This is a genomic window from Rheinheimera pacifica (assembly GCF_024809855.1).
Lineage (GTDB): Bacteria > Pseudomonadota > Gammaproteobacteria > Enterobacterales > Alteromonadaceae > Alishewanella > Alishewanella pacifica_A.
This window is the reverse complement of sequence record NZ_JANUEM010000023.1, coordinates 1-12,133: the sequence shown is the minus strand read 5'-3', so window position 1 is coordinate 12,133 and position 12,133 is coordinate 1. Positions and strand designations below refer to the sequence as shown.

Annotated in this window: 10 protein-coding genes; all 10 read right to left on the bottom strand. The window is 45.3% G+C overall.

The features are described from left to right. Nucleotides 1-82: 82 nt before the first annotated feature. Nucleotides 83-1,447 carry a bifunctional UDP-N-acetylglucosamine diphosphorylase/glucosamine-1-phosphate N-acetyltransferase GlmU gene (gene glmU / locus M2404_RS19510; protein WP_259241611.1) on the bottom strand — a complete coding sequence of 455 codons (1,365 nt, stop codon included), beginning with the start codon at nt 1,445-1,447 and terminating at the stop codon, nt 83-85. 178 nt (nt 1,448-1,625) lie between these two features. Next, complete coding sequence (locus tag M2404_RS19505) at nt 1,626-1,976, bottom strand: hypothetical protein (RefSeq protein ID WP_259241609.1); 351 nt, start codon at nt 1,974-1,976, stop codon at nt 1,626-1,628. A gap of 10 nt (nt 1,977-1,986) precedes the next feature. Next, entirely contained in the window at nt 1,987-3,237 is a 1,251-nt protein-coding gene (locus M2404_RS19500) for an HlyD family secretion protein (protein WP_259241606.1), read from the bottom strand. A 47-nt stretch (nt 3,238-3,284) separates the two neighbouring features. Then, on the bottom strand, nt 3,285-6,038 hold the full coding sequence (lanKC, locus tag M2404_RS19495) for a class III lanthionine synthetase LanKC (protein ID WP_259241604.1): 2,754 nt from the start codon (nt 6,036-6,038) through the stop codon (nt 3,285-3,287). 144 nt (nt 6,039-6,182) lie between these two features. Continuing rightward, a complete protein-coding gene (locus tag M2404_RS19490; RefSeq protein WP_259241602.1) occupies nt 6,183-6,377 on the bottom strand; it encodes a hypothetical protein in 195 nt (64 codons plus the stop codon). Between the two features lie 235 nt (nt 6,378-6,612). Next, the gene (locus M2404_RS19485; protein ID WP_259241600.1) at nt 6,613-8,706 is read right to left on the bottom strand and encodes a peptidase domain-containing ABC transporter; all 2,094 of its coding nucleotides are present in this window, start codon (nt 8,704-8,706) and stop codon (nt 6,613-6,615) included. A gap of 7 nt (nt 8,707-8,713) precedes the next feature. Then, nucleotides 8,714-8,869 carry a hypothetical protein gene (locus tag M2404_RS19480; RefSeq protein WP_259241599.1) on the bottom strand — a complete coding sequence of 52 codons (156 nt, stop codon included), beginning with the start codon at nt 8,867-8,869 and terminating at the stop codon, nt 8,714-8,716. Nucleotides 8,870-8,891: 22 nt separating this feature from the next. Then, nucleotides 8,892-9,545, bottom strand: a complete 654-nt coding sequence (locus M2404_RS20305) for a helix-turn-helix transcriptional regulator (protein WP_310503117.1) — start codon at nt 9,543-9,545, stop codon at nt 8,892-8,894. A 24-nt stretch (nt 9,546-9,569) separates the two neighbouring features. Further along, on the bottom strand, nt 9,570-9,728 hold the full coding sequence (locus tag M2404_RS19470; RefSeq protein ID WP_259241596.1) for a hypothetical protein: 159 nt from the start codon (nt 9,726-9,728) through the stop codon (nt 9,570-9,572). 99 nt (nt 9,729-9,827) lie between these two features. Continuing rightward, nucleotides 9,828-11,915 carry a winged helix-turn-helix domain-containing protein gene (locus M2404_RS19465; RefSeq protein WP_259241594.1) on the bottom strand — a complete coding sequence of 696 codons (2,088 nt, stop codon included), beginning with the start codon at nt 11,913-11,915 and terminating at the stop codon, nt 9,828-9,830. Between the last annotated feature and the right edge of the window lie 218 nt (nt 11,916-12,133).

The window sequence follows — 12,133 nt, the reverse complement described above, 5'->3', positions numbered from 1 at the left end:
CAAAGCGGGAGTTGCAACCGGAGATACTCGTCAGGACAATATAATAATAAAACAGCCCGCAATTGCGGGCTGTTTTATTAACTTACTTTTTAATTTTTACCGGCCGCTGCCAATCGCTAATATGCCGCTGTTTGGCACGTGCGACTACCAGCTCACCATCGGCCGCATCGCGGGTTAGCACCGAGCCTGCACCCACTGTGGCATTAACGCCGACGGTTACCGGCGCCACTAAAGCGCTGTTCGAACCGATAAAAGCACCGTCTTTAATAGTAGTAACAAACTTATTTACACCATCATAGTTGCAGGTAATGGTACCGGCACCCACGTTTACCTTGGCGCCAATTACAGCATCACCCAGGTAGGTTAAATGGTTAGCTTTAGAGCCTTTACCCAGGGTGGTTTTTTTCATTTCAACAAAGTTACCGACATGGCTATCGTCCAGCATCACGCTGTCCGGCCGCAGGCGGGCAAAAGGGCCTACCGAGCAATCGGCGCCTACGCTGGCTTTTTCAATCATCGAATTCGGTTTAATCTCAGTGTTATCACCGATAACGCAGTCTTTTAAAATACAGTTCGCGCCGATTGTAACGCCTTTGCCCAGCACGACCTTGCCTTCAAAGATAACATTGATGTCGATCATCACATCATTGCCTACCTCAACGCTGCCGCGTACATCTATCCGCGCCGGGTCGCGCAGGTTAGCACCAGCCAGCATTAATTCTTCCGCTTTACGCTGCTGATAAGCCCGCTCTAACGCAGCCAGTTGCACACGATTATTGGCGCCTTCTACTTCCATCGGGTTTTGCGGCTGGGCAGTGGCAATCTCCACACCTTCGCTATGCGCCATGGCAATAACGTCAGTTAAATAATACTCGCCCTGCGCATTGCTGTTAGATAACCGGCCCAGCCAGCTTTTTAACTGCTTGCCCGGCAGGGCCATAATGCCGCTGTTCACTTCGGTAATTTTTAGCTGCTCTGGTGTAGCATCTTTTTGCTCGACAATGCCGGTTACCTTACCGTTTTGCCGGACTATACGGCCATAGCCGGTGGGGTTGGCTAAATTCACTGTTAAAATGGCCAGGCCATTAACCGGTTTAGCCGTTAACAGTTGCTGCAGGGTTTCTAAACGGGTAAGAGGTACATCACCATACAGCACCAGTACAGTATCATCATCGGCGATATTCGGTATAGCCTGCGCTACTGCATGGCCGGTGCCTAACTGCTCGGCTTGTAACACCCAGTGCAGTGGTTGATCGCCCATCGCAGTTTGTAATGCGTCAGCACCATAGCCGTAAACCAATTGCGGTTTTGCTGCGCCTAACGCGCGGGCGGTATCAATCACATGTTGCACCATTGGCCGCTCGGCCACTTTATGCAGTACCTTGGGTAAATCAGATTTCATCCTTGTGCCTTTACCGGCCGCCAGAATCACTACATTTAATGCCATAAAAGAATCCCTGTAATCATGCTTATCATCGATAGTGTGGTTATTCTAATAGATAACGCCTGAGATTACAGGGGCAGGGTGAAGTTTTGCTGAATATCCGGGTATAGCTCAGCGAGTTTACTGTTTATATATAATCCGCCCGCTATAAACTGAGACAGTTGAGCCATATCCGGGGTTGCTATTGTGCTGGGTGTTTTTCACTTATGCTGAATATCTGTTGTTCAGTCACCATTGGCAATTCTGCTGTTTCAAGATAAAACCCCAGTTTGATTTCATCTGGCCGCGCTGTTGCATGGGTAATGGAAGACAATCTGCCACTGATCTGATAGGTATCATGTTGCAGCAGGTACAAACTGCCAACATGAAACCAGTTAGCATGCTTTTTATCCGCCCAGAAATGCAGCAATGGTTGTTCACCCTGTATGCCCGCCTGCTGTGACTCTGCCACGCTGATATAAATGGTATAAGGGTATAGTGCAGCCACAGCTACAGCAGACAAAAACAGCCCGATTATCAATAACCGACGCATACGTTGCTCCCTATAACCTGCCACGTAAACTTAACAGAGGTTCAAACAGCCAACTGAGCAGGCTGCGCTGTTCCAGCACAATGTCTGCGCTGAGTAACATACCGGCCTGCAACGGCACCTGTTCGCCATAAGCTGCTATTTGTTGCTGATCCAGTTGTACATTAACCTGGTATACCGGCTCGGTAAGCGATACCGGCATGTCTACTTCTGTGGGTAATAAAATAGCTTTTGACTGCTGAATTACTTCACCGCGATATAAGCCAAAACGCTGGTAGGGAAAAGCATCATAACGTAAACGGGCTTCCTGTCCGGGTTGAATAAAACCAAAAGCACGGGTTGGCACCAGTAACACGGCATACAGGTTGCTGTTTTCCGGTAAAATAGTCAGTATTGATTTACCCGCCTGCGCCATACTACCCGCCTGCGCCACTAAATTGGTGATCCGCCCGGCAACCGGCGCTGTGATTAATATTTCACTGCGGGCTGACAGTTCTGAATGCTGTTGGGATAACCGCGCCAGTTCGCTAGCCAGCTGCGCTTTTTGTTGTTCATGCTCGCGCGGTAGTGCGGCCAGCTGTGACTTAAGCTGAATTAGCTGCCCCTGCTGCTGTTGATAGTTAACTAATAACTCCGCGCGCTGCTGCTGCATACTGAGTAATAGTTCACGCTGATTATTAAGCTCTGTAGCAGAAATATGTCCTTCACGGTGCAAAGTTTCAATATCGACTAACCGCTGTTTATTTAACCGCTCCCGCTGTTGCATCAGTTGTTGTTGTGAACGGATTTCGGTTAGTTGCGACAGCAGATTATCAACACGATCCTGCAAAGCTTGATGTTGCTGGATATACAATAGCTGGTATTCATCCAGCCTAAGCTGCAAAGTTTGCTGTTGTTGCTCAAGTGACAACAAAAGCTGGCCACTTAAGTTACTCCCGTGTGCCAGATACTCTTCTGATGAAATTAGTGCCAGTTTTTGGCCAGCCCTGACACTGTCACCATCAGCAACAAATAATTCAACGAGAGTACCGGAGCGTTGCGGTGCCACCCGGGCCAGCCCCAGATCAGGTTTTAAATACCCAACTACTGTTTCCTTGCGGTTAAATGATGCCTGGCTAAGAAATAGCACTACTACCATCACCACAACCACCAAAATACTAACCAGTACTGACACTTTCAGCGGTTGGGCTATTACTACACTGCCATCAAGTTTTACGCCCTGATGTTTCAGGGCTTCAGCCCTGAATAAACTATCGGAACTCATGATCTTCCCCACTCCAGCCCGGCCATTAAGTGTAATAAAGTCAGCTGTTACGCGAAGCTGTCAGATCTGACAGCTTGCCTTACAGCCACCTGACTCGCTTTGGCATAAGATTTGGTTTTTGCAAGGCTATGTTGGGCCAGGTAATCCCAAATCAGTTGATCAGACATAAAGTTGAAGTTTTCCCCGCCCTGGGCCAAACGCTGCAGAAATAACGCCGTACCAGCCGAGCCATCGGCATAATCAGTATTCACTTTGGTACGGTTATTCGCCGGAAAACAAATACCTTCTTCCCGCTGCACAACGAACGTTTTTAAGGCAGCAGCAGCCTGGCATGCCAGATGGTAATAACTTTGATCTTGAAGGAAGTCATAAACATCCAGCAAATAATTACCTAATCCTGACACACCACTGAACAAACCGGAATTAATGGTGTACTTTGACGCTACTGAAGATTTAACAGCATGAATAAAATCCAGATACTGACTATCGGCGGTCACTGCGTAATAACGCAATACAACACTGGCAACACCGGCAGTACCGTATCCAAGATAGGGATACAAGATGGAAATATTGCTGCGTTTCGGAAAACCAAAAGAACCATTGGTGTCTTTGCCAAATGTCAAATCAGCCTGCAAAGCTTTCTGGCCGGCATTAAGATATTGTGTATCCTGGGTAGCGCAATACAGATACAGTAAAAACAGCGCTATACCGCTACCGCCTTCCCACAAGCCAACACCCACACCTGCCGGTTGCTCTCCATCCTCCCAGTACAGGGCGCCTTCCCGCTCTACTGCTTGCAACAACAGTACTGCTGCAATTTTCTTTGCTCTGGCTAAATCATCAGCCTGCCCGGTTTTCTGCCACCGGTGTAACAGCGCATAACCATAACCTGCAGCGCCATAGCCCAGCGACATATTGCTATAAAGCTGACGGTTCATTTCAGTTTGCTGTAAAACTCGGCTGGCCAATGTATCAGAACCCAGCTCCTGCAGTACCCAGGCAAAACCAGCTGTACCGTTTAACAAACCAGGCAAGGCATCACCACAAAGTGCTGCTTTGCGTTCAAGCCAGCCCTGCAATTCCGGCGGAATTTGCCCTGCCAGCCGGAACCAGGCATAAGCAACTCCAGCCACACCGTGATCAACTGCTATCGCCTGCTGAAACTCCGGCCCAAACGGCAGCACCCGTTCATGGCGCTCTAGTTGCAGATGATGCGTGTTGTAACGAAGAACACCGTCGATCAGTTGTCTGGAATCATGTTGCAACTGGCATGAGTCAATATTCGTATTCAGTATCAGGCCATGCACCTGGCTAACATCTAGTGCCTGCAACATAACAATGCAATTTGCCAATTCAGGGGCAGGATCATGCAACAAATAATTTATGCATTCTAAATAAGCTGCCGGCAGGCCAAAGTCCAGCTGCAGTTCGCGGAAAAATACATCAGCATAATCTGCTTTCAGGTTTAACATAGTGCTACTGGGCATAACCATTGCTACCAATACATAGCCCAGAGCATGGTAATCATCGCAGTAATCAACACAATCACGTGCCAAACGCTCAGCTTTGGCAAAGCCCGGTGTATAGAAGTTAACGTCTTTATCAACACCCGGTTCGCAGGCCCCTTCAAAATCAATCAGCTTTATAGCCAGTGTTTCGGGGTCAACCATAATATTATTCAGTGATAAATCACCAAAAATTACCTGTTTTGAATGCAACAGTTGCAATGCTTTTATACAGTTAATTGCAATGGTTATCGTATTGCGAACCCAGTCCTGTAATTCAGCATCTGTAGCCTGCGCATGCACAATCTTGCTTTGCTGTACCTGATAGCTGCGCAATGTTTGGCCTGCGACAATCTCCTGCGCCAGATATACATGCTGCCATTCACGAAAATAAGCATACGCCTTGGGTGCTATATCCAGACCGTTAAGTTTGCTAAGTATCCGGTATTCTTTTTCCAGTCTGACAATGCAATCAACCCCGGAGTCAACACCAACATAGGGACGAGCTTCTTTAATAATCACTTCTTCGCCACTGTGAATATCTTCGGCAAAATACACCCCACCAGCGTTGGAAAACTTAATCACTGATTTCATGTCATAACGGCCATTAAATATGTTTTCTGCCACAGCAGGCTCGTTATCGGCCTCGCGACTGTCGGTTAAAACCTCAGTTGTCGAAATGAAGTCATCTGATACAAAATCAGGCAAGACAAAGCAGGCATCACGTTTATCTTCGATATAGCAAAATGCATTATCTATAATGCAGGCCGTAGTACGATTAAAATTATCTTTTTGCTCAAACCCTTTAAAACCACCGTAACGATAAAACAGCACACTGGCATCTTTATACGGCCGGTCTGACAAGATATAAGGGCCTTCTTCATCTTTAAGCACCTGATACAACGCTTCTATCAGGTTGTTAAAACTGGCCTTATTGGCAGGGTAAATGGTAATAAATTTACCGGAAGCCGAGCGGGTACAATTTTTTCCCAGCAGAGTTTTCAGGATTCTGCCATCACTGGCAAATTTAAATTCTACCTGATGCGCAATACATAGCGGCACCACTTTTTCCAGTGTGCTGTATTCATTACCCCAACGACTGGAAATATGAATTTTCCACCCTTGTACTGGTTTTTCTGCCGTGGTTACAGGTGATATAGCATAGGTCCAAAAGTAATCCTGCTTTAAACGCCATGTCAGGGGAATAATATTGCTGACAAATTCAAAATATTCCGAATTAGGTTTTCTCCATTCAAATGGAATATAGAAATCTGGATGTGCATTTAAGTCACGCATAAACACCTCAAACAAAAACAATTTAACAACCATTATAAAAGCAAAAGATATTTATTAAACTGTCATTTATTACAGGGTTACTTTTATTTTAAATAAAAAAACGGACTAAAAGTCCGTTTTTCAATAAAATATGATAGGTTGGTATTATTGTGCAATTACACCATCGCGCACACAACCGTCGCTCATAGTGCTCCACTCATCCTTGCCTATGGTGTTACAGCCACGGCTCATTGTGCTCCAATCCATAGGAGCAGCTTGATCCTGTGCCCGGCCACCAGAAACCTGAGCCAGTTGTTGCAGGTTAAGTACTTTGTCTTTGTTCAATGCTTGTTTTTTCATCTTAATTTCCTCAAATATTAATTAACCATAAGAATAATTCTTAGTCATTCCAAATCAAGACAACAGCAGATTATTCAATTTATCATTTGTTAGTATTTAGCTCTATTGCCCACCAACAAATAAATAGTAGTTCTTTACTAAAAATAAAACACCTGTCAGATTTAACAGTTTTTTATATATTTTTTAAATAAAAAAACGGGCATATAGCCCGTAGTAAAAGAAAATATAAAATTATTCAAGCGATCTTTTTCAATCTGTCCTGACGATACTGCTCGGTTACCTCAACGATCTTACCGTCACACAACAGCAGCACCCGATCTGCGCTTTCTATTGTCTCTGGCCGGTGTGCGATGATAATCCGGGTAATATTCAGTGTCTTAACTGATTCATTCACATGATTCTCCAACTGAATATCCAAACTGCTGGTTGCTTCATCCAAAAACAGAATTCTGGGTTTTTTATACAAAGCTCTGGCCAGGTGTAAGCGTTGGCGCTGACCGCCCGACAATGAACTTCCCATATCTCCAATTAAAGCATTGTAGCCCATCGGCATAGCAACAATGTCATGATGGATACCTGCCAGGGTGGCACATTGCACAACTCTGTCCAGATCCATTTCCGGATCAAAAAAAGCTATATTCTCTGCCAGGGTGCCAGACATCAACTGGTCATGCTGCATCACGGCGGCTACCTGACGCCGATAATGTCTGAGCCCTAAATGCCGTATATCAGTGTTATCGACCAAGATCTTGCCACTGTCGGCAGGTAAAAGCCCAAGCATCAATTTAGCCAGTGTCGTTTTACCTGAACCAGAAGGACCTATAATCGCTACACTTTCACCAGCAAGAATACTAAAACTAACAGCGTCAAATAACAGAGGATCAGTGGCTGAATAGCGGTATGCCAGTTGTTGTACCGTGATTTCACCGGAAATCTCACGATAAAGGCCAACTGTGTCATCTTGCTCTTTCTCAGTCAGTGCAATATCTGATAACCGCTCAAGATGAAGGCGTGCCATGTAAAGTAATACCAGCTTGTCGATAAGTGCAGCCATTCTTTCCGTAAACTGGGTTTTATAAGTGAGAAACGCAAATAACATACCCACACTTAATAGGCCATCCATTACAGCATACGCAGCAAGAAAGATAACAACAGTGTTCTCAATACCAAACAACAACTGATTAATTGTCTGGTAAGAGATTTGCCATCTGCCTAGCAGAAAGTTCTGGTTAACTGCGTCTGAGTATCTGTTCTGCCAAATATTCAGCCGCTGGCTCTGCTGACCAAACAGCTTAATACTCTGCATACCACGTACGGTTTCCATAAAGTTAGATTGTTCAGTCGCTGTTGCCATAATACTGGCTTCGGTGCGGTTACGCATTGGCCGGTACAGCCCCCAACGCAGCAAGCCATACAGCAATACGGTGCCAAGCACTACAGTAGCCAACTTAGGGCTGTAAACATACATCATAACCAGCACACAGCTGGCCATAATACCGTCAATCAGCCCTTCAACCAGGCTATTGGTCATCAGCTCTCTGACCTGATTCAGCGAACTAAAACGCGATACGATGTCGCCAATATGGCGTTTCTCAAAATAACTTAGCGGTAAGTGCACCAGATGCCGGAACAGATTAGTAGCCATCTGCAAATTCATTGTCGAGCCCAGGTACAAAATCACCCAACTTCTTAATGCCTGAGTTAATACTTTAACTAACATCAGTAAACCAAAGCCCAGTGCCAGTACCAGCATCAGCGACTGATCTGCACTAATCAGCACATCGTCAACCACCAGTTGGATATAATAAGGCGATGCCAGTACAAACAACTGTAATAGTAGAGAAAGGACAAAAATTTTCAGCAGTGATGGTAGTAAACCTTCAATCCGGCTCCAGAATGCTGTAAGCCCAAGCTGAACACGCTCATCGCGTTTGCGAAAGCCTTGTGTAGGAGTCAGCTCCAGAGCAATGCCGCTAAAACAATCTGACACTTCCTGCATAGCGACTTTGCGCTCACCCACCGCAGGATCCAAAATAACGATATAGCGCTTACTGACTTTTTTCAGCACCACAAAATGATTCATATTCCAATGTAAAATACACGGCAGTTGTAATTGAACAAGCTCATCCAGATCAACCCTTAAAGCCCGTCCGGCCAGCTCGAGTTGATCACCCAGTTGGATAAGATGTTGCAGATTAGCGCCTTTTAATGACACCGCATAACGATTACGCAAGGTACCAAGGTCAAGCTGATGGCCGTGATAACCAGCTATCATTGCTATACAGGCTATTCCGCATTCGGCAGCTTCAGACTGATAAATAAATTGCATCTTATCCTCACGTATTTGGCTGTTCGGCAAAACAGGACTCATTACCAGCCTGAGTTTCAGGCCGTACAGCAATACTCAGGTTCTCAACAAGCTGGCATAATCGTTCCAGACTTACCAGCTCAGTTGGCAATACACAGGGTTGTGGCAGCATAATTTGCAGCATTTTGCTCTCCTTAATCCCAGGCTCAGATATAAATATGGCCAGCACTGATACAACGACAGATAGCCTGCTGACGGTTACTACTGTTGGTTTTAGCAATACAATTGCCCAAATGGAAATTAACTGTACGCTCAGAAATAGACAGGATTTGGCTGATCTCCCAGGATGTCTTTCCTTTAGCTGCCCAGCTCAGACAGGATTTTTCCCTGCTGGTTAAACCAAAGTTATCAGTATCTGCAGCCTGTTCGGCCAAACGATAAATAGCTTCATAGACATAGTTCGCAATGATGGTCCAATACCACGCAATATGCTCAGCCAGTTCAACTTGTGCAGACTGCATACCGATGATCAACACACCGGCATCGGTGCCCACCCCACGGATAGGGATTAATAAAGCTTCATCAGCAACCGGCAAAGCCTCAATTAATCCACTATCACTGGTTAATGCTGGCGTGCAGCGCTGCTGGCAGAATACTTGTAATTGCTTATGGCTGGTCAGAAAATTGAAGTCTTCCTTAGTACCGGCACAGATTAATTCAGCTTTTCGCTGCGCACGCCAAAGCACCAAACCACAGAAAGGATATTGATATTGCTGCTGGATCTGCAAAAAGAAACCGGGCAGCTCAGTCAGAGTCGTCATCGCCTGTAATTCTCTGACCATAGGTTCAATCTGGCTCATATCAGGTTCCCCCGCTGGAATTAATTACTCAGAGGCATTATCTGGCGGGCAGATAAACCAGCAGTAAGGTTTAATATCAATTTTGTCTTTACCAGTATTGTCATCGGCTAGCAGCGGCGCAGAAACCAATAAAGAGAACACGGTAATTAAAGCTGTAGCTGCAACAGAGATTTTCTTTAACATGATGGCGTCCTTATAGATTTGACTGAGTGGATACTCGAGCCAAGCTTGGGTGCCAAAGTGTTTTAACGCGATAACCGCGGCGGGATTTAAGTGTAACTTTTACAAAATGGATTTATAACCAAAGTTATAACCACCACTAACCAGCTGATTTGTATCAACTCTTGGTTTAAAAAACAGTAGTTCATTACCAGATGCATCCAATGAAAAATTTAAACTGAATTCATTAAAAGGCAGGCTGCGTTGCCAGTTGGTATGCTGCTGCAGATCAATGCTTACCAGTTGCCAATCTGACATCAGCGTACGATGCACTATATTTAGCTGCTCCTTACGCAACATGAACTTATAATCAAGATCAAAATGAATCCCCTGATACAGTAGCTGTTGCTGCTCAAACTGTTTATCTAACAGCCACAAGCGGCCGCCAGAATCAGCACCCAGATATCCCTCTTTATAGGGCTGCAGGTAGCGGTAGTCCTGTAGTAGTAAATGCTGTGATGCTGATGCCAGGTCGTATTGCATAACTTGCCATTGTCCGGCACTGAATACAGGAAAATACACCGCCGAACCATCAGCAGCAAATACCCCCTGATCTACCTGTTGTGTACGCATAGATACATTTGCTGACATACCACTATTAACATCTAGCAGTTCGAGCCGGTTATTGCGCTTTAACAGCAACAAAGCAGAAGCAGGTGCCTGATCCAACAGAGTGAAACTGGCCTCTGACTGCATAACTAATTGACGCTGCGCAGTGTCTGGATAATAACGAGATAAAAGATATTGCTTATCTTGCTGTTCTATTAGCCAGTAATACTGTGGGTCCTGGCTAAAATGTAAAGCTAATACCTGGGGGCCGAGCTGTAAATGCTGATTAAATCCCTCACGAAATGGCCAGCGGGTTTTATATATTTGCTGTTCTGCCGCTTTGCGGAGAATGGCAAAGTATCGCCCCTTGCCATCCAATACCAGCTCTTTGACACTATGGACGGTATTACTCACTGCACTAAGCTTATAATCAGCAAGATGCAGTTGCTCAAAGCTATCATTACGCTTTATCAGCAGCTCAGTATTACTTATCCAGGCTATACGGGTATCTGTCAGTTCATTACTGAGTAAACGCTCATACACCAGCTCTTTGTCTGCCAGCCTGTAGAGCTGTAGATACAGCTTACGCTCGGCAATATTTACACGAATTAGGGCTATTTGACTCTTGTCCGGTGATAGCCTGGCATATGCATCCTGCACACCGACAGCGCTACTGTAACTAAACTGACGGGTTGTTTTCTGCGTTAAATCGTACTGGTAGTAGTGAATATTACCGTTGTAGGTTTCGCCACCGGCAATCAATAACCGGTTGTCCGGCAATGCCAGGGGGCCAGCTAAAATTGGCAAATCCGGCATAGTGATCTTTTCCGGCGCGGCGGCAAGATTAGACAACGGCTGCAAATAGAACTCGGCGTGATCTGCACGAAAACCAACATATGCCAGCAAGGTATCGTCGGCAACAAAATCGACAAAACGCACATGTGGTACTGGAGTTGAAATTTTTGTCAGTTGAGCAGTAGCGGTATCATATAAAAACAACTGCCAGTTATCACTGTTATTAACCCTGCCAACAAAAGCCTGATAACGGCCATCCGCCGACACAGCAAGGCTGGCCTTTTGCCCGGGAATATCTAAAATTACTTGCTGTAAATCTGCTTGCAAGCCCTGTGCTGGCTGGAAGTATAGCCAGCCGAAACTTAATAACGCTGTCAACAATATGCCCGACGCAATGATGCTCCGGTAGCCAGCCCGCTTAACAGAAACACGAGTTTCCAAACTTGGCGTTACTTCATGCTGCAGTTTTACTTTTTCGGCCGGCTGTGTCTGCGATTCAAATGCAGGACACACCAGTTGATAACCCCGCTTCATTTGCGAACGGATATATTTGGGCTGCTCGGCATCATTGTCGCCTAACAAAGCCCTTAATTTACTTACAGTACGTCTTACCGCAGTATCGGTAACAACACGCCCCTGCCAAACCTGCTGATGTAACTCCTGTAAACTGACAAAACGATCAGCATGTTGAATAAAGTAGCACAACACTTCTATTACTTTTGGCTCGGCCGCCAATTCTTCATGCTGGCAATATAGCCGGCGCTCCTGTATATCAACCCTGAACTCACCGAGCTCAACAATCTTCATTTGTTGCCACCAGGATTAAATTAACAATTAAATTGTTAATTTTTAATTTATTTATATTCACATAATAAAGATAACGGAATATTAATCAACATTGTTCCCTATCTGGCTGCAAACGTAAAACTCATGACTAGTCCTGAAGTAAGTTGACACTTATTTCAGTTTAAAACGCCCGGTGAACTTCATCGGGCGTTTTGTATTTTAAGGCCAGATGAGGCCTT

What these genes read in the sequence shown, in the direction of transcription:
- M2404_RS19485 (WP_259241600.1), bottom strand. Translation starts at nt 8,706, where the DNA reads ATGCAATTTATTTATCAGTCTGAAGCTGCCGAATGCGGAATAGCCTGT.
- lanKC (WP_259241604.1), bottom strand. Translation starts at nt 6,038, where the DNA reads ATGCGTGACTTAAATGCACATCCAGATTTCTATATTCCATTTGAATGG.
- M2404_RS19480 (WP_259241599.1), bottom strand. Translation starts at nt 8,869, where the DNA reads ATGCTGCAAATTATGCTGCCACAACCCTGTGTATTGCCAACTGAGCTG.
- M2404_RS19500 (WP_259241606.1), bottom strand. Translation starts at nt 3,237, where the DNA reads ATGAGTTCCGATAGTTTATTCAGGGCTGAAGCCCTGAAACATCAGGGC.
- M2404_RS19465 (WP_259241594.1), bottom strand. Translation starts at nt 11,915, where the DNA reads ATGAAGATTGTTGAGCTCGGTGAGTTCAGGGTTGATATACAGGAGCGC.
- M2404_RS19470 (WP_259241596.1), bottom strand. Translation starts at nt 9,728, where the DNA reads ATGTTAAAGAAAATCTCTGTTGCAGCTACAGCTTTAATTACCGTGTTC.
- M2404_RS19490 (WP_259241602.1), bottom strand. Translation starts at nt 6,377, where the DNA reads ATGAAAAAACAAGCATTGAACAAAGACAAAGTACTTAACCTGCAACAA.
- M2404_RS20305 (WP_310503117.1), bottom strand. Translation starts at nt 9,545, where the DNA reads ATGAGCCAGATTGAACCTATGGTCAGAGAATTACAGGCGATGACGACT.
- glmU (WP_259241611.1), bottom strand. Translation starts at nt 1,447, where the DNA reads ATGGCATTAAATGTAGTGATTCTGGCGGCCGGTAAAGGCACAAGGATG.
- M2404_RS19505 (WP_259241609.1), bottom strand. Translation starts at nt 1,976, where the DNA reads ATGCGTCGGTTATTGATAATCGGGCTGTTTTTGTCTGCTGTAGCTGTG.